12 protein-coding genes and 2 pseudogenes are annotated in these 19,871 nt (G+C 68.5%); 7 read left to right on the top strand and 7 right to left on the bottom strand.

All coding sequences use genetic code 11. The features are described from left to right. Nucleotides 1-40 precede the first annotated feature (40 nt). Complete coding sequence (locus tag AC3IFE_RS04190) at nt 41-2,272, top strand: penicillin-binding protein 1A (RefSeq protein ID WP_489189694.1); 2,232 nt, start codon at nt 41-43, stop codon at nt 2,270-2,272. A gap of 21 nt (nt 2,273-2,293) precedes the next feature. On the opposite strand, the gene AC3IFE_RS04185 is transcribed toward AC3IFE_RS04190, so the two are convergent. From AC3IFE_RS04185 to AC3IFE_RS04170, 4 genes and pseudogenes are all read right to left on the bottom strand, one after another. Continuing rightward, nucleotides 2,294-4,204, bottom strand: coding sequence for a WG repeat-containing protein (locus AC3IFE_RS04185; protein WP_489189693.1), 1,911 nt, complete (start codon nt 4,202-4,204; stop codon nt 2,294-2,296). Nucleotides 4,205-4,377: 173 nt separating this feature from the next. Next, a pseudogene (locus AC3IFE_RS04180) lies at nt 4,378-4,880 on the bottom strand (adenosine deaminase family protein); the annotation flags it as partial. A 64-nt stretch (nt 4,881-4,944) separates the two neighbouring features. Then, a complete protein-coding gene (locus AC3IFE_RS04175) occupies nt 4,945-6,261 on the bottom strand; it encodes a hypothetical protein (RefSeq protein WP_489189692.1) in 1,317 nt (438 codons plus the stop codon). A gap of 362 nt (nt 6,262-6,623) precedes the next feature. Next, nucleotides 6,624-8,042, bottom strand: coding sequence for an MFS transporter (locus AC3IFE_RS04170; RefSeq protein WP_489189691.1), 1,419 nt, complete (start codon nt 8,040-8,042; stop codon nt 6,624-6,626). Nucleotides 8,043-8,483: 441 nt separating this feature from the next. On the opposite strand from AC3IFE_RS04170, the gene AC3IFE_RS04165 reads away from it, so the two are divergent. Then, nucleotides 8,484-10,946, top strand: a complete 2,463-nt coding sequence (locus tag AC3IFE_RS04165; RefSeq protein WP_489189690.1) for a DUF3772 domain-containing protein — start codon at nt 8,484-8,486, stop codon at nt 10,944-10,946. Between the two features lie 139 nt (nt 10,947-11,085). Here the strand turns inward: AC3IFE_RS04165 and amaB are convergent, their stop codons facing one another. After that, the gene (gene amaB, locus AC3IFE_RS04160) at nt 11,086-12,597 is read right to left on the bottom strand and encodes an L-piperidine-6-carboxylate dehydrogenase (RefSeq protein WP_489189689.1); all 1,512 of its coding nucleotides are present in this window, start codon (nt 12,595-12,597) and stop codon (nt 11,086-11,088) included. Between the two features lie 623 nt (nt 12,598-13,220). On the opposite strand from amaB, the pseudogene AC3IFE_RS04155 reads away from it, so the two are divergent. The 3 genes and pseudogenes from AC3IFE_RS04155 to AC3IFE_RS04145 form a co-directional block, all read left to right on the top strand. After that, nucleotides 13,221-13,418: pseudogene (locus tag AC3IFE_RS04155) on the top strand (amino acid permease); the annotation flags it as partial. An 86-nt stretch (nt 13,419-13,504) separates the two neighbouring features. After that, entirely contained in the window at nt 13,505-14,773 is a 1,269-nt protein-coding gene (locus AC3IFE_RS04150; RefSeq protein WP_489189688.1) for an NAD(P)/FAD-dependent oxidoreductase, read from the top strand. Between the two features lie 105 nt (nt 14,774-14,878). After that, nucleotides 14,879-15,553: a TetR/AcrR family transcriptional regulator gene (locus AC3IFE_RS04145; RefSeq protein WP_012339399.1), complete on the top strand. Its 675-nt coding sequence runs from the start codon at nt 14,879-14,881 to the stop codon at nt 15,551-15,553. Between the two features lie 62 nt (nt 15,554-15,615). On the opposite strand, the gene AC3IFE_RS04140 is transcribed toward AC3IFE_RS04145, so the two are convergent. Beyond that, nucleotides 15,616-17,406, bottom strand: a complete 1,791-nt coding sequence (locus tag AC3IFE_RS04140; RefSeq protein WP_489189687.1) for a phospholipase D-like domain-containing protein — start codon at nt 17,404-17,406, stop codon at nt 15,616-15,618. 105 nt (nt 17,407-17,511) lie between these two features. Next, nucleotides 17,512-18,270 carry a DeoR/GlpR family DNA-binding transcription regulator gene (locus AC3IFE_RS04135; protein WP_089470527.1) on the bottom strand — a complete coding sequence of 253 codons (759 nt, stop codon included), beginning with the start codon at nt 18,268-18,270 and terminating at the stop codon, nt 17,512-17,514. 217 nt (nt 18,271-18,487) lie between these two features. Between AC3IFE_RS04135 and AC3IFE_RS04130 the strand changes: the two genes are divergently transcribed. Beyond that, entirely contained in the window at nt 18,488-18,673 is a 186-nt protein-coding gene (locus AC3IFE_RS04130) for a hypothetical protein (protein ID WP_006480515.1), read from the top strand. A 223-nt stretch (nt 18,674-18,896) separates the two neighbouring features. Beyond that, nucleotides 18,897-19,766 carry a DMT family transporter gene (locus tag AC3IFE_RS04125; RefSeq protein WP_489189686.1) on the top strand — a complete coding sequence of 290 codons (870 nt, stop codon included), beginning with the start codon at nt 18,897-18,899 and terminating at the stop codon, nt 19,764-19,766. Nucleotides 19,767-19,871 lie beyond the last annotated feature (105 nt).

The following is a 19,871-nucleotide window of genomic DNA, read 5'->3' as shown; positions in this document are numbered from 1 at the left end:
TTGCTAGGATCGCGCGTCTTCCATTCGCGCGCCTGCCGCCTTGAACCGCTTCGTGCCGTTTCTCCGAAACGCGTGGCTCCGTTGCCGCGCCCGTGTCGCGCCGCTCGCCGCCGCGTGCCGCACGCGCGTCCGCGCGCTGGGCGCCGGCGCGCTGCATCGCCTGCGCCGTCCGACCCGGCGCGGCGTCGCGCTGACGCTCGCCGCGATTCCCGTGCTGGGCCTGCTGGTCCTGCTCGCGTTCGTTCCGTTCACGCCGAGCATCGGCGACATCCGCAAGGCGCGCATCGACCGCCCCGCGCGCGTGCTGTCGGCCGACGGCCAGCTGATCGCCGAATTCCGGCCCGTGAACCGCGAATGGGTACCGCTCAAGCAGATCTCGCCGCACATGGTCGACGCGCTGATCGCGACCGAGGATCACCGCTTCTACGCGCATCACGGCATCGACTGGCGCCGCACGCTCGCGGCCGGGCTGCATACGTTCTCGGGCGACCGCCAGGGCGGCTCGACGATCACGCAGCAGCTCGCGCGCAATCTGTATCCCGACGAAGTCGGCCGTGCGCCGACGCTCACGCGCAAGGTGAAGGAGCTGATCACCGCGTTCAAGATCGAAGCGGTGTACAGCAAGGACGAGATCCTCGAAACCTACCTGAACACCGTACCGTTCCTGTACAACGCGTACGGCGTCGAAATGGCCGCGCGCACCTACTTCGGCAAGTCGGCCGACCAGCTCGACATCACGGAAAGCGCGACGCTCGTCGGGATGCTGAAGGGCAACAGCTACTACAACCCGGTGCTGAATCCGGAACGCGCGGTCCAGCGGCGCAACATCGTGCTCGGCCGAATGGCGCAAATGGGCATGCTGTCGCCGCAGCAGCTCGTGAAACTGCAGCGCCGGCCGCTGCGCGTCGACTTCGAACCGCAGACGGCGCAGCCGGGCCTCGCGCCGCATTTCGCGGTGCAACTGCGCAAGTGGCTGATCGCATGGGCCGACCGCAACAACTACGATCTCTACTCGGACGGCCTCGTGGTGCGCACGACGCTCGACGCACGGCTGCAGGGCATGGCGACGCAGGCGCTGACGCGGCAGACCGAACGGCTGCAGGCGATCGCCGACGGCGCATGGCGCGGGCCGTCCGGTTGCGGGCTGCGCAACGACCTGTTCGTCGGCTTCATTCGGCAGACGCCCGAGTATCGTCAGGCGCGCGACACGGGGCTCACCGATGTGGTCGCGCTGAAGCAGCTCGGCGCGAATCGCGAGTTCATGCGGGCACTGTGCGCGCGCAAGACGCAGGTGCAAGCCGGCTTCGTCGCGATCGATCCGCGCAACGGTGCGATCCGCGCGTGGGTCGGCAGCCCCGACTTCGGCAGCGAGCCGTTCGATCACGTGGTACAGGCGCGGCGCCAGCCGGGTTCGACGTTCAAGCCGTTCGTCTATGGCGCCGCATTCGCGGACGGGATGCGGCCGGGCGATACGTTCGTCGACCGCCCCGTCGCGATCCCGATCGACGGCCGCGCCGTGTGGCATCCGACCGATGCCGAGCCGCCGACCGGCGAGCCGATGACGCTGCGCGACGCGCTCGCGCTGTCGCGCAACCGCATCACCGCACAGGTCATGCAGCGCGAAGGCGCCGCGAAGGTCGCCCAGCTTGCCCGCGCGATGGGCGTGCGCGACAGCCCGCTCGATGCGGTGCCGTCGCTCGCGCTCGGCACGAGCCCCGTCACGCTGAAGGAAATGGTGTCCGCGTACGGCACGATCGCGAACCGCGGCGTGTACGTCGCGCCGCAGATGATCACGCGCATCGAGGATCGCGACGGCCGGGTGCTCGCCGCGTTCGGCAGCGCGCCGCAGGAACGTGCATTGCCGGTGGCCGCCGCGCAGACGCTCGTCGACGCGATGCGCGGCGTCATCGATTACGGGACCGGCGCGGACATCCGCTCGCGCTACGGAATCCGGATCGACGTCGCGGGCAAGACCGGCACGACGCAGGACAATACGGACGGCTGGTTCATCCTGATGCATCCGCAACTGGTGGCCGGCGCGTGGGTCGGCTTCGACGACGGCAGCGTGACGCTGCGCAGCGACTACTGGGGCGCGGGCGCGCACAGCGCGCTGCCGATCGTCGGGTCGTTCTACGATGCGGCGCTGCGTGCGCAGGCGATCGATCCGCACGTGCAGTTCTCGCCCGATTTCCGGCCGCGCAGCGCGCCGGCGCCGAAGCGGCGCGCACCGCAGCATTCGGGCCTGTTCGACTGGTTGAGGTTCTTTCGCTGATCGGGGTGGCTGCGCGCCGGGCTATCGAGGCGTCGTCGTCGCGTGCCCATCCGCGTACAGCCACACGGGCACGCCGTCGTCGCGCAATGCGGGGACCGGTTCGTCCATGCTCCAGCGCCGCGCGATCTCGACACGGCGAACGAACCACGGCATCGATGTCGCATGCGGTGCGTCGTCGTCGCGATCGTCGTCGAACAGCGCATCGTCGCCGATCCGCGTGTAACGCGCCGGATGCAGCACGGTGCCGTCCGCGCGCAATACCGTCGCGCGCACGTCGTGGCCGTCGTCGTCCTGCACGCTGGCGAGCCAGCCGTGGTCGGCGCCCCAGAACAAGCCGGCCACGTCGTCGTAGCGCCCTTGCGCGATCGTCGCGCCCGTCTCGAGATCGCAGATCGCCAGCTGCACCGGCTCGCCCGGCAGAACGCCGATCGCGTAACGCGTGAACAGCTCGCCCGGCACCATCTCGTCGTCGGGCAGCCACGACAGCGCACCCATGTTGACGAAGTCGAACGGCGCGAGCACGCGGCCCTGCCCGTCGACGATCGCGCAACGGCCGTCGTCGCGCCGCACGATATGGCGGATCGCGCCGAGCTCGTCGAACATTTCCGCGCGGTCGCCGTCAGTTAGTGCAGCCACTTCCGCGTAATGCGGTTCGACGATTACCCGGCCTTTCGTATCGACGACGCCGACGTGACCGTCGCGCCCGGCGACGAAAGCGCCCAGCGCCGACGACCATTCGAGCGACGCCCACTCCGGCTGCGCGCGCCATTTTCCATCGCGCCCGATTAGCCCCCAACGCCCGCCCTCGGCGACCGCCGCGACGGTACGGTTCACGAATTCGTGCGCATCGTCGAAGCGTGGCGTAATCGCCCACGCGCCATGCGTATCGACGAAGCCCCAACGGCCGTCCATGCTCGCGGACGCCATCCCGCCGGTGAATTCGCCGAAACCGTCGAGCAACGGTTCGAGCGCCCACACGCCATCCGTGCGCAGGAGCCCGAACCGCTCGCCCACGCGTACGCAGGCGACGTCGCCGCTGAAATCCCACACCGCGTCGAACGCCGGTTCGCGCACGATCCGCACGCCGTCACCGTCGTCGTCGCCATCGGCAAGCAGCAGGCCGACCTTTCCGTCGCGCGCGGCCCACAACAGCCGCTCATCGCGTGCGCCGCTGGCCCACAGATTCGTCCACTCCGGCGGCACGATGACGTGCCACGCGTCGTCGGTTTCGCGCCGCAGGCCCCAGAGGCCGTTGTGCGCGCGAAAGCTGAACGTGCAATTTCCGAGATAGGCGCCATGCAGTTCGCCGCCGCCGAACAGATCTTCATAGGTCGCGCGGCGCGGCGGTTCCTGACGGACGAAATAGTGATGCAACACCCCGCCGAACCCGAAACCCCACGCCCAGTCGCGCCAGTCGGCGGGCGTGTCGATCTCGAGTACGTCGCGCACGCCGCGCACGTCGCGGAAGTCCATGCAGTTCGCGACGCGCCACCACAGGCGCGTGCAGGCATCGCGTTCCTCGTCGATGTAGTCGTTCGGATCGCCGTCGTCGAGCCACGACAGTTCGTCGAGGTTCGCGGATAGCCGCGGCGCGCCGTGCGCATCGCCGAGCGCGTCGATCGATTCGCCGAGATGACGCACGAGCGCATCGAACTGGCGCGCGAGCGCCGGATCGTCGCCCGGCAGCGGATACGCGGTGACGAACGCCGCGAGCCGGCTGATGCGCGCAAGCGCGGCGCGCGCGTCGCTCACGAGATTCGGCGTGCCGGCGTCGCCGAACACGCGTTGATCCGTGATTGCGTCGCCCGCGCCGCCATCGGCCAGCAGTACGCGCCACAGCAGCGGAAAGTGGTTGTTGGATTCCGCGAACCCGATCGTTCGCGCGTCGTCGCCGTCACCGGCCTGGAGATACAGCCATGATCGATTGCCCATCGAAAGGGTCGCCCTCGTTTTTATTGTTGCCGTGCTCGTGTCGGCGCTCATTATAGGAGCATGCCGTGACGCCGGCGGTTGCCGAAGTGCGCGGCGCCCGACGTGCGCCATCGTTCAACGAAGACACCGCCCGCATGATCACGAGCGCGAACCCGCTGCCGGATTTCGAGAGCGGTGCGCAGATAGTACGAATTCGTCGGCACGACGGTGAAGACGATCTCGCGCTCCGCATAGCGTGCGCACAGCTCGGGGTTGTCGACGATCGTATAGCCGTGATCGATGCGGTCCACCTGCAGCAGTCGACGGCCGTCTCGACGTTGCGCCACGGCGTCCCGAACTCGCCCGCATGCGCGGTCGTGCGAAAGCCGGCCGAGCGTGCATTGCGGTACGCGTTCCAGAACAGTTCGGGCGGCCCGTCGTTCTCGCGATAATCGATGCCGAGCCCCGCAACTTCGTCCGCGCGATGCGCGTTCATTCACTCGACAATCGCAACCGCTTCGTCGGGGTCCTGCTCGCGGTCGATGCTCGGAATCAGGCGCGCGCCGATGCCGAAATCGCGCGCGGCATCGCGAATCGCCGTCACGATCGCGGCCTGCGCATCCGCATACGCGATGCCCGACACGTGCACCGTTCCCGTCGGATACCAGAAGCATGCCGCATGGCTGACGTTGTGCGCGCCTTAATGTCAATAAAACGGATTTATTCTCATCCCAAGCATGCCGCGCTCGACGAACCGGCGCTCAGTCCGCCGTGTCGCCGCCCTTCGGCAGCTTCGACCACGCGCCGCGCCCCGGTATCGGCGACCACGCCGGGCGGGTCTTGCGAGCGCTGTCGATCACGACCAGGTAGCGGCCCGCGATCGGCGTGATGTCGCGATCGCGACGCAGTACCCACAACGACTTGCCGGCCTCGACGCGGGCCTGATAGTCGTCGTCGAGCAGGCCGTGCTGGTCGAGAAACGTGTTCAGCGACGCGGGAATCCGAACGCAGCCCTTCGAATGCCGGATGCCGAGCAGCGCTTCGAGCCGGTCGGGGTCGGTCGCATGCATCTGGAAGCGCATCGGCGACACGCCGCCCTTGCCCCAGCCGCGCTCGCCGTCCACCCAGCCGAAGTCGTAGATGCGCATGTCGCGCCGGCCGTAGCCGCGAATGCCGTTCTCGTTCGTCGTGCCTTCCGCGCGGAAATCCATCGTGTCGGGCGAGTGATGGAACACGCCGAGCGGTGTCAGGAAATGGTCGTACTGGCCCGGCAGCCCCGTGCCGACCGGCGATGCGCCGATCATCAACCATGCATTGGCCGGCGTCGCGCGGAAGTAGATGAACAGCGCCTGCACGTTCGGCGCGCGATCGACCATCACGACGTATTCGCCGGCAAGATCGCCGAGATCCGCATCGGCGAGCGCTTTCTGAAGGCGCTCGCCGTACGCGCGCTGTTCGTTCGCGGGCACGTTCAGGCGCCGCGTGACTTCCTGCGTGAAGCGCTTGCGCATGTCGAGCGCGCGTGTCGTCGCGTTTTGCGCCGCCTCGGCCGACAGCGGCGGATGACGGCGCGGCGGGGTGGACGGAGCCGGTTCGGCCTCGCTGGCGGGCGTGCCGGACGCGGACGATGCAGGCGCGGCGGCCGACGCCGCGGAAGCCGAGGAAGCGGCCGACGCCCCCGATGCCGCACTCGCGGGTTCCGTGTGATTCGCGTGATTCACGTGTGACGCGGCGGATGTCGGCGCGGCGGCAGATGCGCCCGATACCGCATGCGCAGATGAAGCCGGCTGCGTGCGGGAGGCTGCCGATGCGGGCGACGCAACAGAGGACGATTGCGCTGCAGATGACGGAGCATCGGACGCAGCAAAGGCGGGACGTTCAGCGAGAGCGGAAATCGACGCCACGGCAGCGAGCGACACGGCTGTGGCGACTGCACGGCTGAGGCAACGCGGCTTCGCAAAGCGCCGCGTCAAGTAGGCAAGAGTCATACGTTCGAAGCCATCGGCCGATCCGGCCGCCGCATGCTGCTGGTGCGAGCGGCGCGTCTTCCGCGCAAGCCATCGACACGTCCGGCGCATCGTGTGCGCCCGGCGCCGACGCCTCTTCGCGGCGGAGCCGTTCGCTGATGCAACGCGGGCGCTCCGATGGCGGCTAATGAGTCGTCAGGCCCTTCATTCTACTCGTCGATGCGCGGATCGGCAGCGACCGGAAGCGCGCTTTTACGTGTCATTGCGCTTCGTCACGCTTTGTTTCAACTCGTTGCCGATCGGGTTGCGTTGCGTGGCAGGCTGTCGGACGGGATATCTCGACGCGCGTTCGAAGGCTTGCATGCTTCGGGGTTGATTCGCATCCCCAATCGTTTGACGAAGCCGCACGTCGAAACGCAACCGCGTCGCACGCATGCCGCACGAACCGTGCGACACGCGCGCGCACCGGCCGACTACTTCGAGATGGCTTCGAGTGCGATGCCCTTCGTGCGCGGCCCCATCCCTCCGATCGCGGCCATCACGATCGCCATCGCGCCCGCGATGAACGCGAACACGCCGAACGTGCCGAAACCGCGCAGCACGGCCGCGATCACGAACGACGAGAAGATCGCCGAGAAGCGGCTCCACGAATAGACGAAGCCGACGGCCCGCGCGCGAATCGACGTCGGAAACAACTCGGCCTGGTACGCGTGGAAGCTGTACGACATGATGTTGCTCGCGAGCGTGAGGCCGATGCCGAGCACGATCAGGAACGCGCCCACCGTCGTCTGGCTGAACAGCAGCCCGCAGACGACGATCGCCGCCGCCATCGCGACGATCACCGACTTGCGCTCGAAGCGGTCGGCGATCACGAGGCCGATCAGCGGGCCGATCGGCGCCGCGAGCGCGATCACGCTCGAATACATCAGGCTCGACGTGATCGTGATCCCCTGCTTGATCAGCAGCGTCGGCACCCAGTTCGCGAAGCCGTAGAAGCCGACCGTCTGGAACACGTTGAAGATCGTCATCATGATCGTGCGGCTGCGATACGGCGGCACCCACATGTCGCGGAAGCTGCCGCGCGGCGGGACGGGTTCGGCCGGCGCGGGCGGCGGCAGCGGCCGCCCGTATTCGGCTTCGACCTTCGCCTCGAGCGCGCGCATGATGCGGTCGGCTTCGTCGACCCGCCCCTGCTGCGCGAGCCAGCGCGGGCTTTCGGGCAGCTCGCGTCGAATCCACCACACGAACAGCGCGCCATGCGCGCCGATCAGCACGACCCAGCGCCAGCCGTCAAGGCCGAACGGCGCGTGCGGCACGAGCAGGTAAGCAAGGAACGCGACCACCGGCACCGCGACGAACCCCACCGCCTGTTCGCACGCGAACGCGCGGCCGCGGATCTGCTTCGGCACGAGTTCGGAGATGTACGTGCCGATCGTGACCATCTCGACGCCGAGGCCGAGACCGACGACGAAGCGCCAGAAGTTCAGCCCGGCCGCGGTGTCCTGGAACGCCATCACGACGTTGGCGGCCGTGTACCACAGCAGCGACCACGTGAAGATCGCGCGGCGGCCGAACCGGTCGGCGAGGAAGCCGCACGCGATCGTGCCGATGAAGAGCCCGGAGAACAGCGCGGCGATGAAGCTCGCGACGCCCGTGGTGCCGAACAGGCCGTGCGTCGTCGCGGACAGGACGCCGCTTTTCACGAGGCCCGGCGCGACGTAGCCGCTGTAGAGCAGGTCGTAGAGCTCGAAGAAGAAGCCGAGGCTCAGCAACACGACGAGCTTCCAGACGCTGCGCGTCGGCGGCAGACGGTCGAGACGGGCCGAGATGGAGCCGGGGTCGATGGATGAGGATTGGGCAGGTGCCTGCGAAAGGCTGTCCGTTGAGGCCATCTTGGGCGTGTCTCCTGATCGTGTCGTGCGTTGTTCTCCGGCGGCTCGCCGAACCGCCGCCGGGCTAATCGCTGCATTGTACCGGCACGCCCGTTCGACGCATGTGCACGCCCGGCAGGACGGCCACGCCGGCCGCCGAAGCCGTTCACTGCCCCGTTTTCCGCCGGACATTGTGTAAATTGCGTAACCGTCTGTCGGGTTCGGAAAGCGCGTCGGCGGCCCGTTCCCGGCCCTGCCGCGCCGCGCCACGGCCGCGCAGAGCGGCAACAACGGGGCTGCCGCGCGGTTTCGCGCCGGCGCGCGCCGCCCGAATCGCCGTGAACGAGGGCACGCAATCGGGACAACCACGGGTTCCGCGCCCCGGTAACATGCTACCGGCCCAACCACCGGCTTCCGGCTGCCTTTCGGCAACCGGCATTGTCGGCAAATCGTAAGTATTCCATGTCCATACAACGACTATCCACGTATGCCCGCCGGATCGCGCTGATCGCGCTGCTGCAGTTCGCGACGATCGCGACCGCATCGGCGTTTCCGGCGGCCGCTTCCGCTCCCGTCGCGAGCGGCGTCGGCGCAACCGTGCCGGCCATCTCGCTGCCCGACGCCGTCGCGCAGCTCAAGCAGATGCAGGCAGAGCTGGACCGCATCAAGCAGCAGACCTCGACCGCGTCCAACAGCAAGGAGCTGGACGGGCTCGACGACTCGGCGCAGGAGCTGAGCACCGATGTCGCGAAACTGCAGGGCGATCTCACGCCGCAGCGCGCGCAGGTTCAGGCGCAACTCGACGTGCTCGGGCCGCCGCCGGCCGACGGCGCCGCGCCGGAAACGCCCGCCGTCGCGAAGCAGCGGGCCACGCTGGATGCGCGCAAGACGCAGATCGACGCCGCGCTGAAGCAGGCCGCCGACCAGAAGACGAGCCTCGCGAACCTGACCGAGCAGTTCGCGAAGCTGCACCGCAGCCTGCTGAAGAACCAGCTCGCGTTCCGTTCGGGCAGCATCTTCAGCGCGCAGTTCTGGCTGCCGCTGTTTCACCTGTCGCCGGACGATCGCCAGCGGCTCGACGATTTCAACGGCGAACTGTTCGACATGCTGCGTTCGTCGTGGGTGCCCGGGCAACGGGCGATCACCACGCTGCTGCTGATCGCCGCATTCGCCGCATGGCTCGGCGGGCGCCGGCTCATCGAGCGCGGGCTCGCCTGGATCGCGCTGAACCGTCTGCCGCCCACCCGCCTGCGCCGCAGTGCGCTGGCGCTGTCGACCGCGCTGTCGACCTTCCTGGCGACGGCCATCGCGATTCAGATCCTCTACCTCGCCGTCGCGCGCCACTACGAGCTCACGCCGTCGCTGACCGATCTGTGGGACCAGTTCGCGAAGCTCGCCGCGACCTGCGCATTGATCGCCGGGCTCGGCCGCGCGCTGCTCTGCACGAAGCATCCGTCGTGGCGCCTGCCCGCGCTCGCCGATCCCGTCGCGCTCGCGATGAAGCCGTTCCCCGCCGTCCTGGCCGGGCTGCTGCTGGTGTCGGGCACGCTCGAATCGATCAACCGGATCGTCGACACCAGCCTGTCGGTCACGCTGTTCGGCCGCGGCATCGTATCGCTCGTCGTCGCGCTGACGGTCGGCGCGTCGCTGTTGCGCGCGAACCGCGCACGCGCCGCGCTCGCGGCGGCCGGCGAGGCGCCCGAGCAGCGCTCGACGCTCGCGGGCCTGATCCATGCCGGCGTCACGCTCGCGATCGTCGCGTCGTTGATCGCACTCCTGATCGGCTACATCACGGTCGCGCGCTTCATCACGTACGAGCTCGTGTGGTTCGAGATCGTGCTGTGCGCGACCTACATTCTGATCCAGTTGACGCGCGACGCGAGCGAAAGCCTGTTCTCGTCGAGCCTGTCGACGGGCCAGCAGATCAAGCACCTGTTCGCACTCGAAGATCGCCACCTCGATCAGGCGCGCACGGTCCTGTCCGGCTTCGGCACGAGCCTGCTGATGCTGATCGCGGCGATCGCGCTGCTGACGGGCGGCTTCGGCACGACGCCGGGCGACCTGCTCGACAGCGCGGTCGCGATGATCGGCAGCCAGCGGCTGCAGAGCCTGAACATCATGCCCGACCGGATCATGAACGCCGTGATCGGCTTCGCGATCGGCTTCTACCTGTTGCGCTCGCTGCGCCGCTGGCTCGACGGCGAGTTCATGCCCGCGCTGGGCATGGATACGGGTATGCGCGTGTCCCTGATCACGCTGTTCACCAACGTCGGCTACGTGCTGCTCGTGCTGATGACGCTCGGGCTGCTCGGCGTCCGGTGGAGCAATCTCGCGTGGATCGTCAGCGCGTTGTCGGTGGGTATCGGCTTCGGCCTGCAGGAAATCGTGAAGAACTTCGTGTCGGGGCTGATCCTGCTGACCGAGCGCCCGGTGAAGGTGGGCGACATGGTCAGCATCGCGGGCGTCGAAGGCGACATCCGCCGCATCAACGTGCGCGCGACCGAGATCCAGTTGAGCGACCGCTCGACCGTGATCGTGCCGAATTCGCAGCTGATTTCGCAGAACGTGCGCAACGTGACGATGGGCAACAGCACGCAAGGCGTCGCGACGCTGGTGCTGACGTTCCCGCTGAACACCGATCCCGAACAGGTGCGCGACCTGCTGCTCGATGCGTATCGCGAGCACCCGGCGATTCTCGAGAAACCGGCGCCGTCGGTGACGTTCAGCCAGCTCGCGCCGGACGGGATCACGCTGAGCGTGACGGGCTACGTGTCGAGCCCGCGGATCGCGAGTTCGACGAAGAGCGACCTGCTGTTCGAGATCCTCAAGCAGTTGCGCGCGGCGGGGATCACGCTGTCGAGCCCGCAGATGCTGGTCGTGCAGAACATGCCGACGAACGATGGTCCCACTCGGCAAGAATCGTAAGTGAGCCATTGAGCGGGCACGCTCACGATCGATTGGCGCGACGCGCGCTTCGCAATAAACGACAAGGGCCGGTTACCGCTTTCGCGGCAACCAGCCCTTGTCATTCGACCGTCGAAGCGCCCTGGCGGGGCGCCTGCACTTATACGTCGAACTTCACCCCCTGCGCCAGCGGCAACTGCCGGCTGTAGTTGATCGTATTCGTCGCACGGCGCATATACGCCTTCCACGCGTCCGAACCCGATTCACGCCCGCCGCCCGTTTCCTTCTCGCCGCCGAACGCGCCGCCGATTTCCGCGCCGCTCGTGCCGATGTTCACGTTGACGATCCCGCAGTCGCTGCCGGCCGCCGACATGAACTGCTCGGCCTCGCGCATGTCGTTCGTGAAAATCGCCGACGACAGCCCTTGCGGCACCGCGTTGTGCACGTCGATCGCGTCTTCGAAGTTGTCGTAGACCATCACGTACAGGATCGGCGCGAACGTCTCCCGCTCGACCACCGCCGATTGCTTCGGCATCCGCACGATGGCCGGACGCACGTAGTAAGCATCCGCATGACCGACGTCGACGCGCTCGCCGCCCTTCACTTCGCCGCCCTGCTCGCGCGCATCGGCCAGCGCCTTCTGCATCGCGTCGAACGATGCACGATCGACCAGCGGGCCGACCAGCGTGCCTTCCTCGAGCGGGTTGCCGACCTTCACCGACGCGTAAGCCTTCTCGATGCGCGGCAGCAGTTGCTCGACGAGGCTGCGATGCACGATCAGGCGGCGCAGCGTCGTGCAGCGCTGCCCGGCCGTGCCGACCGCCGCGAACGTGACCGCGCGCACGACGAGGTCGAGATCCGCGCTCGGCGCGACGATCATCCCGTTGTTGCCGCCAAGTTCGAGGATGCCGCGCGCCAGGCGCTGGCTCAGCACCTTCGCGACTTCCTGGCCCATCCGCACGCTGCCCGTCGCGCTGATGACCGGCACCTTCTTCGACGCCGTCAGCACCTCGCCGACGTCGCGCATGCCGAGCACCAGTTGGCTCAGCTCCGCCGGCGCGACGCCCGGATGCGTCTTCTCGAACTCGCGGAGCGCCTTCTGGAGCAGCACGTGGCACGCGATCGCGGTGAGCGGCGTCTTCTCGGACGGCTTCCACACGACCGAATCGCCGCACACGAATGCAAGCGCCGCATTCCACGCCCACACCGCGACCGGGAAGTTGAACGCCGAAATCACGCCGCACACGCCGATCGGGTGCCACGTTTCCATCATCCGGTGGCCCGGGCGCTCGGACGCGATCGTGAGGCCGTAAAGCTGGCGCGACAGGCCGACCGCGAAATCGCAGATGTCGATCATTTCCTGCACTTCGCCGAGCCCTTCCGACGTGATCTTGCCGGCTTCGAGCGTGACGAGGCGGCCGAGCTCGGCCTTGTGCTCGCGCAGCACGTTGCCGAACACGCGCACGAGTTCGCCGCGCACCGGCGCCGGCACCGTGCGCCACTTGAGGAATGCGTCGTGCGCGGCGTCGATCTTGCGCTCGGCGTCGGCGGGCGTGTCGACGGCCAGCGTCGCGAGCGTCGCGCCGTCGAGCGGCGAACGCGCGGTCAGCGCATTGCCTTTCCACTGGGCGAGATCGATGTCGAGCGCGGCAAGAATGTCGTTGAATTGCATCACTTCCTCTTCAGGGACAGATTGATCGGTGCGGCGGCAGCGCCGCCCGCGTGATTCGATTGGAGCGCGTTCGAGCGCGTCGTGCAAGCGGATGCGCCGCGCGGCGTGCCCGGTGCGCCATCCGGCGCATCGCGCGGCGCCGCCGCCGGCAAGCCCGGCCGGACGGCGCGCCCCAACCTCGCGAGGCACGATCCGTGAAACACATTGTCGATGGCCACAAGTCGCGCCGCTATTGATATTAACTCACGACTTCATTCCCAAAACGCAAGAAGTCAGCGGGCAGACGCGCCCGTTCCCATGCCGATATCGGACTTTTCCAAAGCCCGCAGACGGGTACGCGGATGCATCCCGGTCCGACACAAGTTGATGACGATCCCGCATCACCCTGTGCGCAAATATCGTTTGCCGCCCGTGCATCGGCCCCCACACAATCGGTGCGACGTCGAGGTGCGATGCACCCGGCGCGCCGCCGGCCGCCACTGCCGCCGGACGAGCGACGAAGGCGACACGCACCAGGGCCCGGCCCGGCGGGCCCGCTTCGCACCGCATCACCGCTGCCCGCCCCGCGGCCGGCACCGCGTCGCGCTTCGTCAACGAAAAACAATCCCGGAGACAGCGCCCAGCGCACGACGATTCCGCGCGCGGTCAGCCAGATCTTCCGGCGCATCCTGCTGTTCTACGTGTTCGCGATCTTCGTGATCGGCGTGCTGGTTCCGTACACCGATCCGAGCCTCCTGAAAAGCGACGTGACCGACATCGGCGTAAGCCCGTTCACGCTGGTGTTCCGCCACGCGGGCGTCGCGTTCGCGGCCGGCGCGCTGAAAACCCCATTCGACGCGGCGCGCGCGTTCAGGCAAGATCGACGCGCGCCGTCCGCTTTTCCGCCGTCACGAGTCACCGAACACGCATGCAGAACTTCTACGAAGCCACCGTTACCCGCCAGCCCTACCCGCAACTGACCGACACGATCGATACGCAAGTCTGCATCGTCGGCGGCGGCCTGGCCGGCCTTTGCACGGCGCTCGGCCTCGTCGAGCGCGGCGTGCGCGACGTCGTCGTGCTCGACGGCGAACGGGTCGGCTTCGGCGCGTCGGGCCGCAACGGCGGTTTCGTGTTCGGCGGCTACAGCCTCGACAACGCCGACCTGCTGCGCACGCTCGGCCGCGACGAAGGGCGCCGGCTGTACCGGCTCACCGTCGACGCGGTCGACCTGATCCGCGCGCGCATCGCCCGCTACGGGATCGACTGCGACATCGTCGACCAGGGCGTGATGCTCGCGAACTGGTTCGACGATCCGTCGCGGCTCGACAGCGTGCGCACGCTGATGAAGAACGAACTCGGCGTCGACTGGGAACCCGTGCCGACCGGCGCGCTGCGCGAGCGGCTGAAAACGCGGCGCTATTACGGCGGCCTGTTCGAGCCGAACGCGTTCCACTTCCATCCGCTGAAGTACGTGCTCGGCGTCGCGGCGGCCGCGTCGCGCGGCGGTGCACGCGTGTACGAACGCTCGGCCGCGCTCGGCATCGCACGCGACGGCGCCGGCTACGTCGTGCGCACGGCGCAGGGTGCGGTGCGCGCGAAGGACGTCGTGTTCGCCGGCGGCGGCTACGCGCGCGGCGTGTCGCCGCGCATCGAGCGCGCGGTGCTGCCGATCGCGACCTACGTGATCGCGACCGAACCGCTCGGCACGCGCCTGCCCGACGCGATCGACGCGCCGTACGCGATCTACGACACGCGTTTCGCGTTCGACTACTACCGTCCGCTGCAGGACACGCGGATCCTGTGGGGCGGCCGGATCTCGGTGCTCGACCGCGGCCCCGACGCGATCGCACGGCTGCTGCGGCGCGACCTGCTGCGCGTGTATCCGCAACTGGAAGGCGTGAAGATCGACTACGCGTGGGGCGGGCTGATGAGCTACGCGCGGCACAAGATGCCGCAGATCGGCCGCGACGCGGACGGCGTGTGGCACGCGATCGCATTCGGCGGCCACGGGATGGCGCCGACCACCGTCGCCGGCGAGGCGCTCGCCGCCGCGCTGGCCGAAGGGCGGCCGGTGCCGGACGGCTTCGCCGCGTTCGGGCTCACGCGCACGTTCGGATTGGCCGGCCTCGCCGCCGCGCAGCTCACGTATACCGCGTATCAGGCCCGCGACGCGCTCGCATCCTGCCGCCGCTGAGCGCCCGCCGCGGCCTTGCCGATTAGAGCCGCAGGTCGGCCGGACGGGCATTTTCCACATGCTAGAATGCCTTTTCCAAGCCGCCGCTAACCACAACAAAGTCACATGAAAGCAGGAAGCAAGGCCGCCACGTCCGACCCCCGCGCGCTTGCGTCCGATGCGCGGCGTAAATACGATCCCGAGCAAACCAAGCGCAACATCCTCGATGTCGCCACGCAGGAATTCTCCGCGATGGGCCTCGCCGGTGCGCGCGTCGACGCGATCGCCGAGCGCACGAACACGACGAAGCGGATGCTCTATTACTACTTCGAAAGCAAGGAAGGCCTGTACGAGGCCGTGCTGGAGAAGGTGTACGGCGACATCCGCGCGCTCGAGCAGGAACTGCACGTCGGCGACATGGAGCCGCGCGAAGGCATGCGCCGCCTCGTCGAATTCACGTTCGACTATCACGACAAGCATCGCGATTTCGTCCGTCTCGTGTCGATCGAGAACATCCACGGCGCGAAGTATGTCGAACAGTTGAAGTCGTTCAAGAACCGCAACGTCAGCATCATCAAGACGCTCGAGGAACTGGTCGAGCGCGGCGCGGCCAGCGGCGTGTTCCGCAAGGACATCGACGCATTCGACCTGCACCTGCTGATCAGCTCGTTCTGCTTCCACCGCGTGGCGAACCGCTACACGTTCGGCGCCGCATTCGGCCGCGACCCGTCGGCGCCGCGCCTGCGCGCGCGACATCGCGACACGATCGCCGACGCGGTGCTCCGCTACGTCGCCGCGTAAGCGGCGGCAGCCGGCCGGGGCACGCGACATCCGCGCCCCTCGAACTTCGGCACCTCAGCGCATCAATCCGTCGGCGCGGTCGACGCCAGCGCGATCCGCGCCTTCTCTTCCGGGCTGCCCGCCACGTAGTACTTCTTCGCCCAGCTCGAATCGGGCGCAAGCGCGAGCCGCACATGCGCGCCCTTGCCCGTGCCGTGCTGCCGTTTCGCATGGATCGCCAGCGCGCGGGCGCGGTAGTGCTCGTACAGCCGCAGGAATTCGGCGAGATAGATCGCCGCGATCCGCTTGTCGCGGATCTCCAGCAGGTTCTCGTCGTTGTACTGCTCGGAATTGCGGCTCATGTTCGCCGACCCCGTATAGACGACCGGATTCGTGCCTTCCGCGTCGATCACGATGAACTTGTGATGGATCACGACGGGCGGAAAAGCCGGCGCCGGTTCGCCCGGGAAGAGCCGCAACTCCGGCTCGAAGCCCTGCGGCACCGTGGCCGGCGAGAAATACGACGCGTCGATCACGTCGTGGTTGTCGCGGCTGCGGTGGTACAGCTCGAGGTTCGCGAGCGTCGCCGCATCGAGCGTCCGGCCGGCCTGGCGCGCGGCATCGGCCTTCGTCGCGCTGCCGACGTTGATCTTGTTGACGAGGCCGAACATCATCAGCCCGCGGTCGCCGGCCGCGAAACACGCATCGCGCAGCGCCGCGTCGGTCGGCATGAACAGGCAAAACGACACCGAATGCTTCGCGGCCGCGATCGCGGCAACGATCGTATCGATCTCGGTACGCCGCCCCGCCGGCTCCGGCGAGTAGGCGACACGCACCTGCGCGCTGCCGATCGTCATCGGCGCCGACCAGCCCGTCGACAGCCGCGCGGTCGCCGCGATCGACGGATTCCCGGCCAGCGCATGCGCGCGATCGTTGTACAGCGCGGCGAGCGCGGGCGAGTCGAACGCATGCAGCACGTTGGCCTGCTCGGTCAGCCCCTCGGTCGTGAAGTTCGCGGAACCGGTCAGCACGCGCGCGGGCGCCGGGTTCGACGGCGCATCGGTCACGATGAACTTGTCGTGCATGATGTGCGTCTTGTCGCGCGGCGCGAGCGTCGCGAGGCCCTGCAGCGCGTCGACGGCCGGCTGGTTCGGCGACGGCAGCGGCGGCTTGCCCTTGCGCGCCGTGGTGTGCGCGTCGTAGACGATCGCGAGCGACGCTTCGCCGTGCTGGCGCCCGAACGCGTCGAACGCCGGCAGCGCCCACAGCGCGTCGGTCAGGTGATAGACGGCCGACACCGCGCGCGACGCGGGATCGAGCATCTGCGCGAACACCTGTTCCATGTCGTTCGCGAGCCACGTGCGCAGTTTCAGCGCCTGGGCGGCGCTCGGCGCAGCATTCGGCGCGAGGCCGAGCGCCGCGACCTGCTTCGCGAACGCCTGCGAGCTGACCACCGCGCGGTTGAACCACGTGCCGATGCCGTCCTCGACGTGCGCGGGCAGCACGACGTCGCACACGCCGGCTTGCGCGTCGAGCACTTGCAGGTTCGCCGGCGTGCCGACGACCGGATAGACGTCGTAGCGGAACGATGCACCGCGGTCCTGCGGATCGATGCGCGCATCCCACCACATGAATTTCTGGATCGGCGCCTGATCGGTCGGCGCATCGCCCTGCGTGTCGGCGGCCGGGCCGTCGAACGTCAGGCGGTTGGGCAGCCAGCTGTCCGGCGCACGCGTCTTGCCGTCGGCCGACCAGAAGCCCGGCGTGCGCCGGATCGCGAAGCCGAGGAAATCGGACCGCGACGCCGCATCGAGCCAGTCGAAAGCCAGCAGGACCAGGGTGGGGGAAAGATAGCTGCGCACGCTGACGGTCATTCGTTGCTCCCTGGCCGGGCGGCCGGTCGAGATGAATGCGTCAGTCTTGATGGCGGTTCTTCCCGCGCGATGACGGTTCGATGAACCTTGTATGTCGGACGCGCGTCAGTCGCACACGAGCAACTCGATCCCGCGTGCCGTCAGCGCGCGGCGCACGGCCTTGTCGGGTGCGCGCTCGGTGACCAGATAGCGGGCGGCGGACGTGCCGTTGATCCGCACCGGCGTCACGCGGCCGAATTTCGAATGGTCGGCGACGATGATCGCCATGCCCGCCGCCGCGATCATCCGGCTGCGCACTTCGGCCGCGAGCCGCGAGTAGTCGGTGCACTCGCCGTCGGGCGTGATGCCGCCGGCGCCGACGAACGCGAAATCGACGTGGTATTGCGCGAGCTGATGGATCGTGTCGAGTCCGAACGTCGCGTCCTCGTCGTCGGACAGCTCGCCGCCGAGCAGCGTCACGCGGTTGCCGTTGCGCCGCGCGAGCACGAACGCGGTGCGCCAGTCGTTCGTGTAGATCGACAGCCGGTGCCGGTCGGCGAGCGCCAGCGCAACCGCATGCGGCGTGCTACCCGAATCGATCAGCACCGATGCATCGTCGGGTACGAATTCGGCCGCGCGCCGCCCGATCGTGCGCTTCGCGTCGGCGTTCGCGGCTTCGCGCTCGGACAGGGTCGGCTCGCGGCGATCCGCGGCCAGCGCGCCGCCATGCGTCATCACGAGCAGGCCGCGCGCGGCCAGCGCGTTCAGGTCGCGCCGCACGGTTTCGCGCGACACGTCGAGCGAACGCACGAGCTCAGCGACCGACAGCGCGCCCGAGCGCCCAAGCTCCGTCAGGATGTATTGATGACGTTGTTCCGCCAGCATCGCGTGTGCGCCCGAGGCGACTGGTAATGGGTAAGCCGGCCATTGTATTACGGACGTTTGACGACCATTTGACCGGGCCGGGAAACACGGCCGGGCGCGTTTCCCGAAAGCGAAATTCTGTATTGCCCGGCGCGCGCGAATCCGCGCGGCGCCGGTTGCTACACTTTGCGCTTCGCCGAACGACCGGCCAAGACCGACCAACAAAGGGGCTCGCGCCATGTATCGCAAAGGCAGTGTGATCGAAATCCAGTTTCCGCCGGAACGCCTCAACGACGCGGCGGGCGATCCGTACTGGATCGACCTGACGCTCGACGAAGCGCGCCGGCTCTACGAACAGCTCGCCGCGCGTTTCGCGACCGACGCGCGCGCCAACCAACCGCTCGATACGTTCTCGATCGACTGAGCGTCGCGACTGCGCGCCCATCCGCGCAGCGCAGCACCGTGCCGCCCCGTGCGGTGCCGCAGACGATCATCCCCGCCGCCCCGCGCACCCCGGCGCGCGATGACCGCCGCCCCGCTCACGCGCCCCGCGGCATGAGTGCAGGATTCGACAAGACGCCGGCGCCGCTTCGGCCGATACTGGCCGACTTCCCGGTTCCGTCCGGCCGCGTCGCGGCCCGTCATGCATGCTCAACTCGATCGTCGCCGCCGTTTTCGTCGCGCTCTGGTCCACCGGCTTCATCGTTGCGCGGGCAATCAAGCCCTACGCCGATCCCAACCTGTTCCTGCTCGCGCGCTTCGCCGGCACGGCCGCGCTGTTCGGCGTGGTGGCGCTCGCCGCGCGCGCGCCGTGGCCGGGCCGCCGCGAATGGCCGCGCCATCTGATCGCCGGCGCGCTGTTGCAAGGCGTCTATCTCGGCGCGAGCTACTGGGCCGTCGCGCAAGGGTTGAATGCGGGCGTGATGGCGCTACTCGGCGCGCTGCAGCCGCTTGCCACCGCCGTGCTCGCGGTTCCGCTGTTCAACGAACGTCTGCCCGCGCGCGGCTGGCTCGGGATGGCGCTCGGGCTCGCCGGCGTCGCGCTCGTGCTCGCGCCGAAAGTCACGGGCGGCGTCGCGCCGCCGCCGGGCGCCGCGCCTGCGTGGCTCGTCGTCACCGTGTCGGTCCTGGCGGTCGGGTCGATCACCGCCGGCTCGCTGTACCAGAAAGGCAAGCTCGCGCAGAGCGACCTGCGCACGGCGGTCGCCGTGCAGAACTTCGGCGCGGCGCTCGTCGCGGCCGTCTTCGTCGTGCTGCTCCACGAAACCCGCTGGATCGACGCGCCGGCGCTGTGGGTGTCGCTCGTGTGGGGCGTCGTGTTCCTGTCCGGCGGCGCAGTCACGATGCTGATGTGGATGCTGCGGCACGGCAATGCGGCGCGCGCGACGTCGCTGCTGTTTCTCGCGCCGCCACTGGCCGCGCTGCAGGGTTACGCGCTGTTCGGCGAAACGCTCGCGACGATCCAGCTCGCCGGCTTCGCGCTCGCGCTGGTGGGCGTCGTGCTCGCGCGGCGCTGACGGGGGAAGACGCACGCGGGATCGAGCGGCCACGCCGTCATCGAGCCTCCATCCCGCCTCGCCGAAGCCGCGCGCACGGCCGCCCTTCGCGCGGTATCTTCTGCA

It is taken from the genome of Burkholderia sp. APQ4-4ca (assembly GCF_057837105.1).
Note: the sequence above shows the minus strand (reverse complement) of the source record. Positions and strands in the feature narration are given on the sequence as shown.